The sequence below is a fragment of the Geobacillus vulcani PSS1 genome (assembly GCF_000733845.1).
GTDB classification, from domain to species: domain Bacteria; phylum Bacillota; class Bacilli; order Bacillales; family Anoxybacillaceae; genus Geobacillus; species Geobacillus vulcani.
Genome location: NZ_JPOI01000001.1, coordinates 2,115,520 through 2,131,984 on the forward strand (window position 1 = coordinate 2,115,520; position 16,465 = coordinate 2,131,984).

The 16,465-nt window shown below is 55.7% G+C and carries 20 protein-coding genes; 13 read left to right on the forward strand and 7 right to left on the reverse strand.

The genetic code is table 11. The annotated features are described in order from the left end of the window. Nucleotides 1-112: 112 nt before the first annotated feature. Together N685_RS0111405 and zwf are read right to left on the reverse strand one after the other, a co-directional pair. Nucleotides 113-730: a cyclase family protein gene (locus N685_RS0111405; RefSeq protein WP_031408456.1), complete on the reverse strand. Its 618-nt coding sequence runs from the start codon at nt 728-730 to the stop codon at nt 113-115. Nucleotides 731-1,023: 293 nt separating this feature from the next. Further along, the gene (gene zwf / locus N685_RS0111415; RefSeq protein ID WP_031408460.1) at nt 1,024-2,535 is read right to left on the reverse strand and encodes a glucose-6-phosphate dehydrogenase; all 1,512 of its coding nucleotides are present in this window, start codon (nt 2,533-2,535) and stop codon (nt 1,024-1,026) included. A 277-nt stretch (nt 2,536-2,812) separates the two neighbouring features. Between zwf and rnz the strand changes: the two genes are divergently transcribed. Continuing rightward, on the forward strand, nt 2,813-3,736 hold the full coding sequence (gene rnz, locus N685_RS0111420) for a ribonuclease Z (protein ID WP_031408462.1): 924 nt from the start codon (nt 2,813-2,815) through the stop codon (nt 3,734-3,736). Here the strand turns inward: rnz and namA are convergent. Beyond that, entirely contained in the window at nt 3,733-4,755 is a 1,023-nt protein-coding gene (gene namA, locus N685_RS0111425) for an NADPH dehydrogenase NamA (RefSeq protein WP_031408464.1), read from the reverse strand. The genes rnz and namA overlap by 4 nt on opposite strands. Before the next feature lie 140 nt (nt 4,756-4,895). After that, nucleotides 4,896-5,735, reverse strand: coding sequence for a pyrroline-5-carboxylate reductase ProI (gene proI, locus N685_RS0111430; protein WP_031408466.1), 840 nt, complete (start codon nt 5,733-5,735; stop codon nt 4,896-4,898). Between the two features lie 509 nt (nt 5,736-6,244). Here proI and N685_RS0111435 point away from each other — a divergent pair. Both N685_RS0111435 and N685_RS0111440 read left to right on the forward strand, forming a co-directional pair. Then, the gene (locus N685_RS0111435) at nt 6,245-7,216 is read left to right on the forward strand and encodes an MBL fold metallo-hydrolase (protein WP_031408468.1); all 972 of its coding nucleotides are present in this window, start codon (nt 6,245-6,247) and stop codon (nt 7,214-7,216) included. Then, the gene (locus N685_RS0111440) at nt 7,207-7,995 is read left to right on the forward strand and encodes an SDR family NAD(P)-dependent oxidoreductase (RefSeq protein WP_031408470.1); all 789 of its coding nucleotides are present in this window, start codon (nt 7,207-7,209) and stop codon (nt 7,993-7,995) included. The genes N685_RS0111435 and N685_RS0111440 overlap by 10 nt, the downstream gene beginning before the upstream one ends. Nucleotides 7,996-8,043: 48 nt before the next feature. Here N685_RS0111440 and N685_RS0111445 read toward each other — a convergent pair whose 3' ends face one another. Beyond that, nucleotides 8,044-8,241, reverse strand: a complete 198-nt coding sequence (locus N685_RS0111445) for a YqzH family protein (protein WP_031408472.1) — start codon at nt 8,239-8,241, stop codon at nt 8,044-8,046. 73 nt (nt 8,242-8,314) lie between these two features. Next, nucleotides 8,315-8,533, reverse strand: coding sequence for a CDGSH iron-sulfur domain-containing protein (locus tag N685_RS0111450; protein ID WP_031408473.1), 219 nt, complete (start codon nt 8,531-8,533; stop codon nt 8,315-8,317). A gap of 82 nt (nt 8,534-8,615) precedes the next feature. Between N685_RS0111450 and N685_RS0111455 the strand changes: the two genes are divergently transcribed. The 4 genes from N685_RS0111455 to N685_RS0111475 all read left to right on the forward strand — a co-directional run bounded on the left by N685_RS0111455 (nt 8,616) and on the right by N685_RS0111475 (nt 10,894). Next, nucleotides 8,616-8,960, forward strand: coding sequence for an iron-sulfur cluster biosynthesis family protein (locus N685_RS0111455; RefSeq protein ID WP_031408475.1), 345 nt, complete (start codon nt 8,616-8,618; stop codon nt 8,958-8,960). After that, a complete protein-coding gene (locus tag N685_RS0111460; RefSeq protein ID WP_031408477.1) occupies nt 8,950-9,189 on the forward strand; it encodes a YqkC family protein in 240 nt (79 codons plus the stop codon). The genes N685_RS0111455 and N685_RS0111460 overlap by 11 nt, the downstream gene beginning before the upstream one ends. Before the next feature lie 237 nt (nt 9,190-9,426). After that, complete coding sequence (locus tag N685_RS0111470) at nt 9,427-9,672, forward strand: YqkE family protein (RefSeq protein ID WP_031408479.1); 246 nt, start codon at nt 9,427-9,429, stop codon at nt 9,670-9,672. A 16-nt stretch (nt 9,673-9,688) separates the two neighbouring features. Further along, nucleotides 9,689-10,894, forward strand: a complete 1,206-nt coding sequence (locus N685_RS0111475; RefSeq protein ID WP_031408481.1) for a CynX/NimT family MFS transporter — start codon at nt 9,689-9,691, stop codon at nt 10,892-10,894. 66 nt (nt 10,895-10,960) lie between these two features. On the opposite strand, the gene N685_RS0111480 is transcribed toward N685_RS0111475, so the two are convergent. Then, a complete protein-coding gene (locus N685_RS0111480; RefSeq protein WP_031408483.1) occupies nt 10,961-11,881 on the reverse strand; it encodes an aldo/keto reductase in 921 nt (306 codons plus the stop codon). Between the two features lie 116 nt (nt 11,882-11,997). Here N685_RS0111480 and N685_RS0111485 point away from each other — a divergent pair, with 116 nt between their 5' ends. The 6 genes from N685_RS0111485 (at nt 11,998) to xerD (ending at nt 16,393) form a co-directional block, all read left to right on the forward strand. Next, nucleotides 11,998-12,561: an NUDIX hydrolase gene (locus N685_RS0111485; RefSeq protein ID WP_031408485.1), complete on the forward strand. Its 564-nt coding sequence runs from the start codon at nt 11,998-12,000 to the stop codon at nt 12,559-12,561. After that, a complete protein-coding gene (locus tag N685_RS0111490; protein ID WP_031408487.1) occupies nt 12,551-13,741 on the forward strand; it encodes an endonuclease Q family protein in 1,191 nt (396 codons plus the stop codon). Before N685_RS0111485 ends, N685_RS0111490 begins: the two co-directional genes overlap by 11 nt. Before the next feature lie 219 nt (nt 13,742-13,960). After that, the gene (gene spoIIM / locus N685_RS0111495; protein ID WP_031408489.1) at nt 13,961-14,626 is read left to right on the forward strand and encodes a stage II sporulation protein M; all 666 of its coding nucleotides are present in this window, start codon (nt 13,961-13,963) and stop codon (nt 14,624-14,626) included. 97 nt (nt 14,627-14,723) lie between these two features. Beyond that, entirely contained in the window at nt 14,724-15,176 is a 453-nt protein-coding gene (gene fur, locus N685_RS0111500) for a ferric iron uptake transcriptional regulator (protein WP_011231799.1), read from the forward strand. Between the two features lie 101 nt (nt 15,177-15,277). Further along, nucleotides 15,278-15,490, forward strand: coding sequence for a YqzK family protein (locus tag N685_RS0111505; RefSeq protein WP_011231798.1), 213 nt, complete (start codon nt 15,278-15,280; stop codon nt 15,488-15,490). A gap of 6 nt (nt 15,491-15,496) precedes the next feature. Continuing rightward, nucleotides 15,497-16,393, forward strand: coding sequence for a site-specific tyrosine recombinase XerD (xerD, locus tag N685_RS0111510; protein ID WP_031408492.1), 897 nt, complete (start codon nt 15,497-15,499; stop codon nt 16,391-16,393). The last annotated feature ends 72 nt before the right edge of the window (nt 16,394-16,465 follow it).

The window sequence follows — 16,465 nt, forward strand, 5'->3', positions numbered from 1 at the left end:
ATGATGAGAATGGACGTTGAACGCTCTCTTACCTACGCTCATGCGTGGAAGAGGGGAGGCTTCTCGGTTTGGAATGATAAAACAGCTGGCCCCATCAAGGGACCAGCTGTTTTTACAGCTCACGGTCAAACAGCAAGACGCGCGCCGGGGCGGCGTCGGTGCCGACGAGTTTGAGCGGAGCAGCGACCATGAAATAGCGGCCTTCGGGGACCTCTTTTAGCCGCAGCCCTTCGATGACGATGACGCCGGCCGAAAACAATGTTTTATGGGTCGGGTGGCCCTCTTGCGCCCGTTCGATGCCGAGCGCGTCGATGCCGACGCCGCGGATTGGTTTGGCGGCCAAATAGCGGGCCGCGTCCTCGGCGACGAAAATAAACTCGAAATTGAACGCATCCTCAAACGAATTTTTCGTTTTAAACAGAACGAAGTCGCCTTCCTGAATGTCCAGATGAGCGATGTCGTCTTTCGTGATCCGGTCGTTGACATGCGTCAAATCAAACAGTTTGCACGGGCCGACGAGGCGGTCAAGCGGAATCGTTTCAAATGTCGCGCCGCCTTCGACCATGTGAAGAGGGGCGTCAATGTGCGTGCCGGTGTGCACGTCCATGTCAATGCGTGATTCAGTCACATAGCCGTTCGTCACCGTCGTGCGCTTCGGCTGTTTTTCCGGTTTGTTTTTGTATACCGGCATGCCTTCGTAAATCGGGGCGGTGACATCATACATCTTCATCGTTCCTTCACTCCTTTGCTTAAACGACGGCGGGCCAGCGGTCGAAAAACGGCTTGCCTGTCAGGGACTGGCGTTGTTGGGCGACGGCTGAGCCCGCTCTTTGTTTTTGCCCGTTATCGTCCAGACGAACGGTGATGAAAAGGGATCGCTTGACAACGTCTCGCCGAAGGGAAACGGCTGTGGATCGCCGGCCTTCTAGAAAGCCAGCGATCAACGGTGCGTGCCGCTTCATTTCGTTGTTTCCCGTTTTTGCGGCTCGGTTTGCGCCAGCCGATGTGAGCGAGGGGCGAGCGCTAGTTTGCCCCGGCCTTTTCGGAACGCGGGTGGCTGATCGGCCACCAATGGAAGCCGTCTTTTTGCAATAGTTCATCGGCCGCTTTCGGCCCCATCGAACCGGCTTCATAGTTCGGGAAATCGGCGGCTTTTGTGTTGGCCCACACGTCAGAAATCGGGTCGATAAATTGCCATGACGCCGCCACCTCATCCCAGTGGGTGAAGTTCGTCGCATCGCCGCGCATGCAGTCGTACAGCAGCTTTTCGTACGCTTCCGGCGTGTTGATGCCGTCGATGCAGTTGTTGCAGTAATCGAGTTGAAACGGGGCGGTTATCGTCGTTGACTCCCCGGTTTTTTTGCCGTTTAAGTGAAGGGTGATCCCTTCATCCGGCTGAATGTGGATGACGAGCAAGTTCGGGGCGATCGTTTCGTTTGTCCGGTAGTATAAGTTCATCGGTACATCTTTGAATTGGACGACGATTTTCGTTGATTTTTCCGCCATTCGTTTGCCGGTGCGGATGTAAAACGGAACGCCGGCCCAGCGGAAGTTGTCGATCAGGAGCTTCCCGGCGACAAACGTTTCCGTGTTCGATTCCGGATCGATGTTCGGCTCCTCGCGGTACGCTGGAACGGCTTTGCCGTGGATCACCCCGCTCCCGTATTGGCCGCGCACGAAATAGCGGTCGACTTCATCGTGGAAAATCGGGCGCAAGGCGCGCAACACTTTCACTTTTTCATGGCGGATGTCATCGGTCGTTAATTTGATCGGCGGTTCCATCGCCAAAAGAGCGACCATTTGCAGCATATGGTTTTGCACCATGTCGCGCAGCGCCCCGGAATGGTCGTAGTAGCGGCCGCGGTCTTCCACGCCGAGCGTTTCGCTCGATGTGATTTGAATGTTGGCGATGAACCGGTTGTTCCAGAGCGGCTCGAAAATGGCGTTCGCGAAGCGGATGACCTCGATGTTTTGCACCATTTCTTTGCCGAGGTAATGGTCGATCCGGTAAATTTCCCGTTCGGAAAAAACGCGGCGAATCTCGTCATTCAGCTTCTCGGCGCTCGCCAAGTCGTGCCCGAACGGTTTTTCGATGACAAGCCGCTTAAAGCCGCGCGTTTCCGTCAATCCTTCCGACTGCAAGCGGGAAGTGACGGTGCCGAAAAATTCCGGAGCCATCGCCAAGTAGAAGATGCGGTTGCCTTCGGTCTCGTATGTGCCGTCGAGCTGTTCGAGGAGCGACTTTAAGCGTTGGTACGACTCGGATTCCGTCACGTCGAACGGATGGTAATAGAAATGGGAGGTGAATCGCCCGTCGGCGAGCTTTTGGTGAAACGCCGTTTCGACCGAGTCGCGTACATAGTTTCGGAACTCGTCGACCGACAACGGGCGGCGCGCGACGCCGACGACAGCGAATCGCTCGTTCAAATGCCCTTTTTCATACAGGCGGTAAAGAGACGGAAACAGTTTCCGTTTTGCCAAATCTCCCGTCGCTCCGAAAATGACGATGATCGATTTCGGGTTCATGTTGTCCACCATTATGTACCTCGCTTTAGCCAAATTTATCTCTTCAGTGAAATCATTGTAGAGATTTGCCGGCTGGAACGCAAATACTTTGTTGCGTTTCGGCGGCAGAGACGTTTGCCGGACGGAACGCAAGGATTTTGTTGCGTTCCGGCGGCCAAGCGCGCTCATTCATAAAGCCGCACGGTGCTGAGCCTGCGGTTGTAGAGCGCAAAAGAAAGTTGAAAAGCTGTTCCGACATTGGTACGCTAACAACAGACAATGATGACCGAATAAGGAGTGAAAAACGTTGGAACTGTTGTTTTTAGGCACGGGTGCCGGCGTGCCAGCGAAAGAGCGCAACGTCTCATCCGTCGCCTTGCAGCTGCTCGACGAACGGGGGGCGACATGGCTGTTTGATTGTGGCGAAGCGACGCAGCATCAAATTTTGCATACCGCCATTCGTCCGCGCCGCATCGAGCATATTTTTATTACGCACTTGCATGGCGATCATCTATTCGGCTTGCCGGGGCTGCTCGGCAGCCGCTCGTTTCAAAGCGGCGAGACGCCGCTTACGGTTTTCGGCCCGAAAGGCATTCGCGAGTTTGTGGAGACGGCGCTTTCTGTCAGTGGGACGCGGCTGCGCTATGAACTGAACATTGCCGAGATCGAGGAAGGCGTTATTTTTGATGATGAAACGTTTCAAGTCATCGCGAAACGGCTCGATCACGGCATGCCGTCTTATGGCTTCCGCGTCGTCGAAAAAGACTTGCCCGGCCCGCTCTTGGTTGACCGGCTGCGAGCGCTCGGCGTCCGCCCCGGCCCGATTTATCAAGAGATTAAGCAAGGAAAAACGGTCGTGCTCGAGGACGGTACCGTGCTTGACGGACGCGAGTTTGTCGGCCCGCCGCAAAAAGGGCGAATCGTCACCGTGCTAGGCGACACCCGCTTTTGCGAAGCGGCGATTGAACTCGCCCGCGATGCCGATGTGGTCGTCCACGAGGCGACGTTTGCCGCGGCGGAACAGCGGTTGGCCCATGACTATTTCCATTCTACGACCATCGATGCAGCCGAGGTGGCGAGGCGGGCGCGGGCGAAACGGCTCATTTTAACCCATATCAGCTCTCGCTACCAAGGTGCGGCGGCGCTGCAGCTCGTCGCCGAGGCGCGCAGTGTATTTCCGAATGCCGAACTCGCCGCGGATTTCGCCTCGTTTTCGATCCCGCGCGGTTAAAACCGCCAGCCACGCTCATATTGGACGGGCGCTGCGATTTTGACACCCAGCTCTCTCGCCGCGGCGTATGGCCAATACGGGTTGCGCAGCAGCTCGCGCCCCAAAAAGACGAGATCGGCGCGTCCGTTTTGCAAAATTTCTTCCGCTTGCCAGCCGGAAGTAATGAGCCCGACAGCGCCGGTCGGGATGTCTGCTTCGCGGCGGATCAGTTCGGCAAATGGCACTTGGTAGCCGGGATAGACGTTCATGCGAGCCGGCACGACGGCGCCGGAGCTGACATCGATGAGGTCGACGCCTTGTTCTTTCATCCGTTTGGCGTACGGAACGTAGTCGCTGGCTGTCAGCCCGTCCGGATGGTAGTCGGACGCTGAGATGCGCACAAACAGCGGGCCGTCCCACACTTCGCGGACCGCATCGATCACTTCGCCCAAGAAACGGTAGCGGTTTTCCGGCGAACCGCCATATTCGTCTTGGCGGCGATTGGCGAGCGGCGATAAAAATTCGTTAATGAGGTAGCCGTGGGCGGCATGGATTTCGATAACGTCAAAGCCAGCTTTCTTCGCCCGCCGTGCGCCATTTTGGAATGCTTGCACTGTTTCTTCAATGTCGGCTTTTGTCATTTCTTTCGGCGTTGGTGATGAGTCATCAAACGGAATGGCCGATGGGGCGATGATCTCTCCCGGCACTTGCGATTTTCGGCCAGCGTGGGCAAGCTGGATGCCGATGGCGGCTCCGTGCTCTTTCACAAGCCTAACGAGTTCGCGAAGCCCGGCGATATGGTCATCGCTCCAAATGCCTAAGTCGCGTTCAGAAATGCGGCCTTGCGGCGTCACGCCGGTCGCTTCAACGATAATCAAGCCGACTTGGCCGACGGCGCGCGCCGGGTAATGGATTTTATGCCATGTGCGCACCGTGCCGTCCTTTGTCTCGCATGAATACATGCACATCGGCGACATGACGATTCGGTTTTTCAGTGTCAGCCCGCGGATCGTATACGGCGAAAACAGCATCGTGTTCATGACAAGCAGCTCCTTTCTATGCCAATGAATGGTTCATGACTGATGATAGCATGCCGCTTGTCAAAAACAAAATGAAACGGATTGCCGCTCTGTTCGGACTAGGTGGAAAAAGAGCGGCGCGCCCCGGAGGTCCGCCGTTTTTACGCTTCGGCGATGGCGGCGAGAAGAGCGCTGCCGAGCTCTTCGGAGCGGGCCGTCGCCCGGCGGATGCAGGCGATGACCGCTTCTTGGAACTGGTATTGCTCAAGCACGCCAATGCCGGCTTCAGTCGTGCCGCCTGGGCTCGTGACTTCGCGGCGCAGGACGGACGGATGTTTGTCGGACGCTTTTAGCATCTCGGCTGCGCCGATGATCGTTTGCAAAATGAGCCGTTTGGCGACATCGCGCTCAAGGCCGATGTCGGCCGCCGCTCTTTCCATCGCTTCGACCAAGTAGTACACATACGCCGGACCGCTTCCGGACAGGCCGGTGACCGCGTGCAAGTCGCGTTCCGGCACAACAGCGACGATGCCGACCGTTTCAAACAGTTGTTTGGCAACCTCAAGATGTTCTTTCGCGGCGAAGCGGCCGCCGGCGATCGCGGTCGCCGATAAGCCGACGGCGGCGGATGTGTTGGGCATCGCGCGCACGACAGGGATGTCGCGTCCGGCGAGCCGTTCGATCGTTTCAGTCGTGACGCCGGCCAGCAGCGAAAGGATGAGCGGGTTGGCACAAAGGGCAGGGGCAATGGTGTTCATCGCTTCGGCAACGTCTTTTGGCTTCATTGCCAAAACGATGATATCCGCCTGTTCGGCGGCTTCACGGGCGCTTGGGGCCACCCGCACCCCGTAGCGGCGCGCCAGTTCCTCGAGCCGGGCGCGGTTTTGGCGGTTGGCAACGACAATGTGCGCCGGATGGCAAAATACCTTCGTCATGCCGGCGATGAGCGCTTCCGCCATCGAGCCGGCGCCGATGAGCGCGATCGTCCGTTCGTTGTTCATCATTCCACTCCTCCTTGCCTCGGTGTATTCATCCAAAAGAAAAAGGCTTCCCGTCCTGCAAAAGGACGGAAAACCTTCGTTTCCGCGGTACCACCTTTTTTGGCCTGGCTTGGCCCAAGCGCCAAACAGGCCCGACTCTGCCCCGATAACGCTGGGGAGGCGTTTAGGTTGGCCTAACAGCTCCTAGGGTAGGTTCAACCGCAAAGAGGGCAGCAAAGCCTTCCAGCCACGGGCTTCGCTCTCTGGTGCCGTTTGCGGTTTACTGGCCCTGTTCATCGCCGGTTTTGCCGTATCCGTGATGTTATTAGTCATTATGCCGCGGGACAGGCGGCGTTGTCAAGAGAGGAGCGCGAATTTTTTTGCAATTTCGTCGTGCAGAAGAAAAAGGCATGACAAACGGATGAAATCGGTGTAAACTGTAAAATACAAGATTAATGAATAATCATTCATTTTGCGATGAAACGGTTCGAACGGGATGATTCATGAACTTAAGGAAAGAAGGGAATGCGATGAATGACGAGCGAGTGTATCGGATCACGGTGCCGACGCCGTTTCCGGTCGGCGATGTGCATATGTACGTGATTGCCGGCGATCGGTTGACATTGGTCGACGCCGGGGTGAAAACAGAGGAAGCTTGGAAGTTGTTTGTAAAGCGCCTGAGCGAGATCGGTTATGCGCCAGAGGATATCGAACAAATCGTCATTACTCATCATCATCCCGACCATGTCGGCTTGCTTGATTATTTTCCGCATGCACCGATCATCGGCCATCCGAAAGCCGATCCGTTTTTGCGCCGCGAACGTTCGTTTATGGAGCGGTATGTCCGCTTTTTTGAAGCTTTTTTCGCCGAATGCGACGTCGACCGCCGCTTGTTCAACCAGATGTCCAAAGAAGGCGGATCGCTTCGCTACGCAAGCCGGCGCGGGCTTGACATCATGGTGATGGAAGGGGACGCGGTGCCGGGAATGCCCGGGTGGCAGGTCATCGAAACGCCGGGGCATGCGCAAAGCCATATCGCCCTCTACCGCGAGGCGGACGGGTTGTTGATCGGCGGCGATCATTTGCTTGTTCATATTTCCCCGAATCCAATGATGGAGCCGCCGGCGGAAGGGGAGACGGAACGGCCCAAGCCGTTGTTGCAATACAACGAGTCGCTTGAGAAAATGCTGCAATACGACATCGTTCGTTCGTTAAACGGCCATGGCGACGATGCGACCGATATTCCGGCGCTCGTTCGCGAGCGGTTGGATAAGCAGCGCCAGCGCGCCGAGCGGGTGCTCGAAATGGTGAAAGAACGTCCGCATACGGTGTTTGACGTGTGTCAAAAGCTGTTCCCCACGGCTTACGAACGGCAGTTGATGCTGACGATGTCGGAGACGATCGGCCAGCTTGATTATCTCGAGGCGAACGGATACGTGACGAAAAAACAGGAAGACGGCCGTTACGTTTACGAAGCGGCGGGGGTGTCGGTGTGCGGTTGAAGGGGTGCCATGTCGTCATTACTGGAGCGTCGGGAGGAATTGGCGAGCAAATCGCCTATGAAGCAGCGCGCCAAGGGGCGGTGCCGGTGCTCTTGGCGCGCAGTGAAGAAAAGCTGAAAGAAATCAGCGCGCGGATCGAAGCGCAAACCGGCATTCGCGCCCCGTATGCATCGCTTGATGTCAGCGACCGCGACATGATCGAGGCGGTCGTTTCCCAACTCATTGCGGACCTTGGCGCGATCGATGTGTTGGTCAACAACGCTGGGTTTGGCGTCTTTCGCTATGTCGAGGACATCGACTTGGAGGAAATGGAGAGAATGTTTGCTGTTAACGTCTTCGGCCTCATCGCCTGCACGAAGGCGGTGTATCCGCACATGAAAGAGCGCAAGAGCGGCCATATCATCAACATCGCCTCGCAGGCGGGAAAAATCGCCACGCCCAAATCAAGCGTCTACTCCGCGACGAAACATGCGGTCCTTGGTTTTACGGACAGCCTCCGCCTTGAGGCGGGGCGCTTTGGCATTTTTGTCACCGCCGTCAACCCCGGGCCGGTGGAGACGAACTTTTTTTCGACCGCTGATGAGTCGGGAGAGTATGTGCGCAATGTCTCGCGTTGGATGTTAAGTCCGGAGGCGGTGGCAAGGCGCGTGGTTGCCGCGATGATGACGCCGACGCGCGAGGTGAACATGCCGCGTTGGATGGATTTCGGCAGCCGGCTGTACCGGTTCGCTCCGGGGCTTGTGGAAAAGGTGGCAAAGCGGGCGTTTTTCCAAAAGTAAACGGCTGGCCTCGTGTGGCCAGCCGCGTCATTTTTGCATGCGGCCGCATCAAGTGCCCGCCATAAACCGGTAGACGGCGTCATGGACAAGCTCATACACGTCTGCACTCTCGCACGTTTCTTTTGCTGCGGCGATTTGGGCGCAAAGCTGCCGGAGATCATCCTCATCAAGCGGCATCATCTCGTCGCTATAGCCATAGTGCCGTAAACAGTTGCGCACTTGTTTTTGCAGCCATCGTTCATCCATCGGTTTCACCGTCCGTTGCGAAACTTGGGCAAGGAAATCGTTGTCTTTTGATGTGGGAAGGAACGACCGCTTGTCACTGTTCATCCGTTTCCGGGGACGGAGCGCGGACGACCGACTGAAAGCGGCCTTTGTGCGAACCGTCGCAAAACGGTTTGTTGTTCGACAGCCCACAGCGACAGAGCGAAAACGTTTGTTTTGTCACAAACGGCTTTCCTTCTCCATCGAGCAGTTCCACCTCACCGGTGACCCGCAGCGAGCCGTTGTCGTTCACTTTGATTTGCACTTTTGCCATCGGGTTTTCCTCCTTTTCGTTTTGACAGTCTTGCGTGCCGACAGGTAGAATAGTAAAGAAACAAACGGAAAAAGGAGCAACGATGAGCGTGAACATCACGTTTACTGATGCAGCAAAAGAAAGGCTTACCCCTATTGTAGCCAAATCGGGGCGGCAGTTAAAGCTCAAATATGACACCGACGGCTGCGGCTGTTTGGTCGATGGCGTGCCGGCGCTATGGCTCGTTGACGAGGCCGATGAGGACGACCTTGTCGTTGAGACAAACTTCGTTCCGGTGCTTTTAGAGCGGTCGCGGCTCATCTTTTTTGATGAGACGATGACGATTGATGTCAAGCCGGGTACGGCCGCCTTTCAGCTAAAAAGCCCCGGGCAAATGCTGAACGGACATATGCCGCTTGTGAAGGTGGGATCGGACGATGAACGGTAAACTTCGGCAGCTTGCGGAGACGGCGAAGCAAAAAACATGGGTGTCATTCACCCATGAAAACGACCCGTACAGCCTGCTTCATTGGTCGGTCGCCGGTCCGTACCAAGACAAAAAGGACGTGTGGCTTTTGCAAAATGAGATGACATTTGAAACGAGAGAGTTTGCGACGCTTGATGACGCGATCGCCTGGCTCGGCGAGCATATGCCGCACATTACCGAGGTGCTGTAAAAACCGTAACCGGGCCGGTTACGGTTTTTCTATGATCTTTCTTATTGCGGGCTGTTTTGCCGCTTTGTCGGATGGATCGCTTTTTCCAGCTCTTCTTTGGCGATTACCGGTTTGACCGTATCGGCGGACGGTTTTCCTTTTTGAGCGCGGTTTTTCGTCATCGGTCATCTCTCCTTTTCCATGTCGTTTAGTTGTATCGTTTGACAAACAAGCGGCTGTTATGCAAGGGGGTGAAAAATGGTGAAAACAGATGCGGGGCGGAAAAAAGAGCGAGAGCAGTCGACGGTGACGCTTGCTGACCGGCTTGGCGCCGACATCGAAGCGAAGCTGCTTGCGAAAAAGAGGGCGCTTGCCGAGGAACAACAGCGGCAACGGGCGGCGGAAGAAGCGCGGCGCCGCGAGGAAGCGCGCCGGCGCGACGAGCGGAAGTCGTTTGCTGAGCTGCTTGAAGAAAGCGAGCTTGACTGGCGCAAGTTTAAATAAAAGGAGGACACGATGGATGAGGCAAAAAACTGCGGCGGCGGGTACAGCGGCTTCTCCGGCGTTTATGGTGGCGGCGGTCGTGATCTTGGCCGCCAACTTGCGCGCGCCGCTCACGACGGTCGGGCCGCTCGTTCCTGACCTGCAGCGGGAGCTGGGCCTTTCCCACACGGCGGCTGGGGCGTTGACGACGATTCCGCTGTTGGCGTTTGCCTTGTTGGCTCCGGTGGCGGCTGTGTTCGCCCGACGGTTCGGAATGGAGCGGACGCTGTTCGGTTCGCTTGTTGTGCTGCTTGCCGGCGAACTCGTTCGTCCGCTTTCGGGAGGGGTTTTTCTATTTCTCGGCACGGCGCTGATTGGAGCCGCCATCGCGGTCGATAACGTCCTCATGCCGGCGCTGATCAAAGACGCGTTTTCTCACCGGATCGGCTTGATGATGGGCGTTTATACCGTAACGATGAACATGAGCGCCGCCTTCGCTTCCGGTCTTGCGGTTCCGCTCGCTGATGAGTGGGGGATCGGCTGGGAAGGAGCGCTTCGCTTTTGGGCGCTGGTTGCCGCGTTGGCGCTTGTTGTTTGGCTGCCGCAAGCTTGGCGCCAGAAGTCGAGCGCGAGCGGCGTCCCGGCGGGAAGCCGGCGCTTTTCGCTTTGGCGCTCGGCGCTTGCCTGGCAAGTGACGCTGTTTATGGGACTGCAATCGTTGTTCTTTTATTGCCTTGTCACGTGGCTGCCGGAGCTTGGCCAAAGCAAAGGCTTGGCGGCCGATACCGCCGGATGGCTGCTCTTTTTCTTCCAGTTTGCCCAGCTGCCGATGATGTTCGTCTCACCGATGCTCGCGGAGCGGATGGACAATCAAAAAGTGCTGATCGGTTCGGCGGTGCTGCTCATGGCGTTTGGAACGGCCGCCTTTGTGGCTGGCCAAGGTTGGCTGCTTTGGGCGGGGGCGCTTTTGGCCGGCATCGGCGCCGGCATGGCGTTTTCGCTGGCGATGATGCTGTTTACGTTGCGCACGCGCCGTCCGCTGGAAGCCGCCCAGCTCTCGGCTATGGCCCAATCGGTCGGCTACTTGCTGTCGGCGGCCGGCCCGCCGCTGTTTGGGGCGCTGTATGATGCAGCTGGTCATTTTCTCCCTCCCCTCGTTTTATTGCTAGCCGTTTGCGCGGCCATGATCGTGTTTGGCTTGGGGGCAGCAAGGGACAAGTATGTAGATGATGAGGTTGCCTGATGAAAAGGGAAACAGGATGAAAAAAGAGCCCACAAGCGGCCATGTTGGCGCTGTGGGCTCCTTTTTTCATCGGTGCATGTCATAGATCGAGCGCTTCGTTACTTGTTTTAACCATTCGTATTCGTCAGCGTCAAGCGGCGGGGCGGAAGCGGCGGAGATGTTTTCCTCGAGCTGTTCGAGCCGGCTCGCCCCCGGAATGACGGCGGCAACGACCGGATCATGCAGGCAAAATTGCAGCGCGGTCGCGGTCAAGGAACGGCGGCCGGCCGTTTTTTCTTTCAGCTTCGGGATGAGCGCCTGCAAGTCTTCGTATGAATAATCGAGGTAGCCGTGTTCTTTCACCGCCGCCTGCGCCGCTTCGAGCGGGCGGTTGGTGAGCAAGCCTTTAGCGACCGGACCGCGGGCGATGACGCTGATTTGATGTTCGCGAAGCAGCGGAAACCACTCTTCCGGGCGGCGGTCAAGCAAGCTGTATTGCATCATGACGCTGACGATGTTCGAGCGCTTCACGTATTCGCGGATGACGTTGGGGCGGATCGAGGAGATGCCGTACCAGCGGATGACGCCTTCTTGCTTCAGCTCTTCGAACGCTTCAATCGTTTCGTCGATCGGGTCGTCGATCGTGCCGCCATGGAGCTGGTATAAATCAATGTAGTCCGTTTGCAGGCGGCGCAGGCTGTCTTTGACCGCTTGTTTGATATAGGCTTTTGACGGATCCCAATCCCAGCCGCTTCCGTCCGCGCGCCAACGGTTGCCGACCTTGGTTGCGATGATGACTTGGTCGCGTTTTCCTTTCACCGCTTTGCCGACAAATTCCTCGTTTAAGCCGCGGTCGTATAAATCGGCTGTATCCAAGTAGTTGATGCCGCGCTCCAATGCTTCATGAATGAGATAGATGGCATGGTGTTCATCCGTGCCGAGCGACATGCAGCCGAGCCCGATTTCGCTGACGTATAAGTCTGATGTGCCGATGCGGCGCTTTTTCACTTTGCCAGCCTCCTTTGTCCATTGATGATACGTTCATTGTACAACGGAGGCGAAAAAATGGCCAACCTTGTAGTACAATGGAAAAGAGTCCATCAATCGATAGGGGAGAAGAAGAGATGGAAAAGTTGTATGAAAAAACGGTTCGCAAAGAGAAACTGTTCAGCGGCCGCATCATTGACTTGTATATCGAGGAAGTCGAGCTGCCAAACGGGAAAATGAGCCGACGCGAGGTGATCAAACACCCGGGGGCGGTGGCGGTGCTGCCGCTGTTGCTGGACGGGAAAATCGTTCTTGTCCGCCAGTACCGAAAAGCGCTCGAGCGCGCATTGGTCGAGATTCCGGCGGGCAAGCTAGAACATGGGGAAGAGCCGCTCGCTTCCGCACGCCGCGAGCTTGAAGAAGAAACCGGCTACCGGGCCCGTTCGCTGCGCCATCTCATTTCGTTTTATACATCGCCCGGTTTTGCCGATGAGCTCATCCATTTGTACGTCGCGGAAGGGCTCGAAAAAGTCGAAGATGGCGCCGGGTTGGATGAAGATGAGTTTGTCGAACTGTTGGAAGTGACATTGGAGGAGGCGCTTGCGATGCTTGAACGCCGCGACATTTACGATGCGAAAACGGCATACGCCTTGCAATATTTGCAGCTGCGCCGCGCGCTAGGGGAGCAAAATGGCGCATAACAAAAACGAGGGCGGCCTCGGCCGTTATTACGCGGATTTACATATCCACATCGGCCGCACCGCTTCCGGCCGCCCGGTGAAAATTACTGGGGCGCGGACGTTGACGTTGGCCAACATCTTGCGTGAGGCGGCTGAGGTGAAAGGAATCGACATCATCGGCGTCATTGACAGCCATGTGCCCGAAGTGCTGGACGAGCTGGAGCAGGCGATGGAGAAGCACGGGTGGCGCGAACATGAGGGGGGCGGCGTCAGCGCCGGAAAGGTGACGCTTTTGTTGGGCAGCGAAATCGAAGTATATGACGGCCATTGCCATGGACCGATCCACGTTCTCGTTTTTTTGCCGACCGTTCAGGCGATGCGCACGTTTTCCCGCTGGCTTGGCCAACGGGTGAAGAACATATCGCTCAGTTCGCAGCGCATTTACGCATCCGGCCGCGAGCTGCAAGCTGCCGCGAAAGAGCAGGGCGGCTGGTTCATTCCCGCGCACGCGTTCACCCCGTTTAAAAGCTTGTACGGAAAAGGAGTCCAGCACAGCTTGACAGAAGTGTTTGACCCGGATCGGATCGATGCCATTGAGCTTGGGTTAAGCGCCGATACGGCGATGGCGGACCAGATCGCTGAATTGCATCGCTACCCGTACGTAACGAATTCCGATGCCCATTCATTGCGAAAAATCGCCCGCGAATATGAGCAAGTGCGGCTCGCCGCCCCGACGTTTGCGGAGTTGGAAAAAGCGCTCCGCGGTGAAGACGGGCGTACGATCATCGCCAATTACGGCTTGAATCCAAAGCTTGGCAAATATCACCGAACGGTGTGCGAGCGCTGCCTTGCGCCGGTCTCGCCTGAGGCTGAGCGCTGTCCGGCGTGCGGCCATCACCGCTTTGTTAAGGGGGTATTCGACCGGCTTGCGGAGTTGAAAACAGCGGAACGCGGGCCGAAGCGGCCGCCGTATATTTATCAAGTGCCGCTTGAATTCATTCCCGGCCTTGGCCCGAAGGCGTATGAAAAGCTGCTCGCCCGTTTTGGCACCGAAATGCGCGTTCTTCATGAGGCCGCGGAGGAAGAGATCGCGGAGACAGTGGGAGAAAAGTTGGCCCAACTGATCGTCCTTGCCCGCAGCGGTGCGCTCCATATCGAGGTCGGGGGCGGTGGGAGATACGGAAAAGTGCGGGAGGGGTAACCGCTCGGGCAGCGCTCCTGCCGTTCCTCATCATGCCGTGCGTGTTGTTTGGCCCGGCCATGCGCCAATGGACCGAGGCGGCTTGCCGTCCGTGGAGTTGGCCACACGTCGGTGTTGAGCTGCTTTTTCATTGCATGACTGGCCTTTTAGAAAAATAGTCATACCGACAGCGGATGGACATACAATCTACTAAGAGACAAAGTAGGAGGACGAAGCACAATGAGAACCCATCCGCTGAAATCGGCCGTCGCTGTTCATTGGCGTGAACATGCTTCGCTGTATGTGTTTGTCATCGTCCTGTTTCTCATGGGCGTCATTTTCGGCGCCATTGTCGTCAACAGCCTCGGTTTCAGTCAAAAACAAGACTTGTACTATTACTTGACGCAATTTTTTGGACAAGTGTCAAAAGACAATATCGCAAGCGCCCATGATATGTTTCGGCAAAGCTATATGCACAACGTTAAATATACCGCGTTGATGTGGGTGCTTGGCATTTCTGTCATTGGCTTGCCGATCATTCTTGTTCTGCTGTTTTTCAAAGGCGTCGTCGTCGGCTTTACGGTCGGTTTTTTAGTCAATCAAATGGGTTGGCGCGGGTTTCTTTTGTCGTTTGTGTCCATCATGCCGCAAAACTTGGTGGCCATTCCACTCATGATCGTCATGGGCGTCATTTCTGTTTCATTTTCCTTGCACATGGTGCGCAACCAGTTTATGAAGCGGCCGCATGGATCGATGTTTCCGATGGTGATGCGCTACGCAGCAGCGATGGCGGCTGTTGCCCTCGGACTGCTTCTTTCCTCGGCGGTTGAGGCGTATCTTTCGCCGGCATTAATGAAACAGGCGGTTCACTGGACCATGAATTTAATCATAATCAATATTATATAATAATCATTATCATTTCTTGATAATAGTGATTTTACTTTGATACTTCCCTCGTGCATTTGTTATAATGATGGGTGAATGGCGAGGGAGGAATGAAAAGATGGAAGATCGTGTGGAACGAATCAAGAAGCAGCTGCATTCGGCGGGGTACAAGCTGACGCCGCAGCGGGAAGCGACGGTAAGAGTCCTGCTTGAACATGAAGAAGACCATTTAAGCGCGGAAGACGTCTACCTCCTCGTGAAAGAAAAATCCCCAGAAATCGGGTTGGCAACCGTTTACCGGACGCTCGAACTGTTAACTGAGCTGAAAATTGTCGATAAAATCAATTTCGGGGACGGGGTGTCGCGCTATGACCTTCGCAAGGAAGGAGCGGCCCATTTCCACCACCACCTCATCTGCTTGGAATGCGGATCGGTGGCGGAAATTCAAGAAGATTTGCTTGAGGATGTCGAAGCGATTGTTGAGGAGAAGTGGAAATTTAAAATTAAAGACCATCGTTTGACGTTCCACGGCATTTGTCACCGTTGCCAGCAAAAGCATGAAGAAAAATAAAAAACCTTTTCCAACGGGAAAGGTTTTTTGCGTATAAACAACGAAACAAATGGCATATCCTCATACTAGCAAGCTGACAAGCAGCTGATAGGGAGGATGCCATGAAAACCGTTTGGCAAATGGTGAAAGTGTTTCTTTTATTTACGGGATGCACCATTTTATTTTATTATAGTCTTGTATGGTTTAACCGCGAGTACGAGTATTACCACCGATACGATGAGCCGAAGGGATCGGCGGTCAAAGTATCGGCGGCGGAAAGTGCGCCGCCAAGTTGGCTCGACCGGCTGTTATTTTTTTATCGCGATGGGGAGTAGAGAGCGTTGGAATACGAGTTGAAAGATTTTCTGCATTATTTGACGGTGGAGCGGAATTTGGCGCACAATACGATCGTCTCATATGAACGCGATTTGAAAAAATACGTCCGCTATTTGCGCCAAGTCGAGCAGCTTCAGGCGTGGGGCGAAGTGGAGCGCCTCCATATTCTCCATTTTTTAAAGTTTTTAAGCGAACAAGGGCAATCAGCAAGGACGATCGCCCGCCATTTGGCGTCGATCCGTTCGTTTCATCAGTTTTTGCTAAGGGAGAAAATCGCGGCGCAAGATCCGACCGTCCATATTGAAACGCCGCAGTTTGAACGGACGCTGCCAAAAGTGCTGTCGGTCGAGGAAGTGGAAGCTCTGCTTGCGGCGCCGCAAACCGATACGCCGTTTGGGCTGCGCGACAAGGCGATGCTGGAGCTGTTGTATGCGACCGGCATGCGCGTCAGTGAGCTTGTGCAGCTCAACTTAAGCGATGTGCATTTGGCGATGGGGTTTGTCCGCTGTTATGGAAAAGGGCGGAAAGAGCGGATCGTGCCGATCGGGCGCATGGCGATTGAAGCGCTTACCCACTATTTGGAGCGAGGGCGCCCGCAGTTGGTCAATCCGCGCCGGCGGGCAACGGAGGCGCTGTTTTTGAACCATTACGGCCAGCGGTTGACACGGCAAGGGTTTTGGAAAATTTTAAAGCGCCTCGCGAAAGAAGCCGGCATTGAAAAAGAATTGACGCCGCATACGCTTCGGCATTCGTTTGCGACGCATCTGTTGGAGAACGGAGCCGATTTGCGTGCTGTTCAGGAGTTGCTTGGGCATGCCGACATTTCGACGACGCAAATGTATACGCATGTGACGAAAACGCGCCTCAAAGACGTGTACAAACAGTATCACCCGCGCGCCTAGCAGTTGCCGTATGCTAGGCGCTTGCCTGTCATTTTAGTTGTCAGACTTCTGACCAATTGGCTATAGGCGTGT

What these genes read in the sequence shown, in the direction of transcription:
- N685_RS0111405 (WP_031408456.1), bottom strand. Translation starts at nt 730, where the DNA reads ATGAAGATGTATGATGTCACCGCCCCGATTTACGAAGGCATGCCGGTA.
- namA (WP_031408464.1), bottom strand. Translation starts at nt 4,755, where the DNA reads ATGAACACGATGCTGTTTTCGCCGTATACGATCCGCGGGCTGACACTG.
- proI (WP_031408466.1), bottom strand. Translation starts at nt 5,735, where the DNA reads ATGAACAACGAACGGACGATCGCGCTCATCGGCGCCGGCTCGATGGCG.
- N685_RS0111435 (WP_031408468.1), top strand. Translation starts at nt 6,245, where the DNA reads ATGAATGACGAGCGAGTGTATCGGATCACGGTGCCGACGCCGTTTCCG.
- N685_RS0111445 (WP_031408472.1), bottom strand. Translation starts at nt 8,241, where the DNA reads ATGGATGAACGATGGCTGCAAAAACAAGTGCGCAACTGTTTACGGCAC.
- N685_RS0111450 (WP_031408473.1), bottom strand. Translation starts at nt 8,533, where the DNA reads ATGGCAAAAGTGCAAATCAAAGTGAACGACAACGGCTCGCTGCGGGTC.
- N685_RS0111455 (WP_031408475.1), top strand. Translation starts at nt 8,616, where the DNA reads ATGAGCGTGAACATCACGTTTACTGATGCAGCAAAAGAAAGGCTTACC.
- N685_RS0111460 (WP_031408477.1), top strand. Translation starts at nt 8,950, where the DNA reads ATGAACGGTAAACTTCGGCAGCTTGCGGAGACGGCGAAGCAAAAAACA.
- N685_RS0111470 (WP_031408479.1), top strand. Translation starts at nt 9,427, where the DNA reads ATGGTGAAAACAGATGCGGGGCGGAAAAAAGAGCGAGAGCAGTCGACG.
- N685_RS0111475 (WP_031408481.1), top strand. Translation starts at nt 9,689, where the DNA reads ATGAGGCAAAAAACTGCGGCGGCGGGTACAGCGGCTTCTCCGGCGTTT.
- N685_RS0111485 (WP_031408485.1), top strand. Translation starts at nt 11,998, where the DNA reads ATGGAAAAGTTGTATGAAAAAACGGTTCGCAAAGAGAAACTGTTCAGC.
- N685_RS0111490 (WP_031408487.1), top strand. Translation starts at nt 12,551, where the DNA reads ATGGCGCATAACAAAAACGAGGGCGGCCTCGGCCGTTATTACGCGGAT.
- spoIIM (WP_031408489.1), top strand. Translation starts at nt 13,961, where the DNA reads ATGAGAACCCATCCGCTGAAATCGGCCGTCGCTGTTCATTGGCGTGAA.
- fur (WP_011231799.1), top strand. Translation starts at nt 14,724, where the DNA reads ATGGAAGATCGTGTGGAACGAATCAAGAAGCAGCTGCATTCGGCGGGG.
- N685_RS0111505 (WP_011231798.1), top strand. Translation starts at nt 15,278, where the DNA reads ATGAAAACCGTTTGGCAAATGGTGAAAGTGTTTCTTTTATTTACGGGA.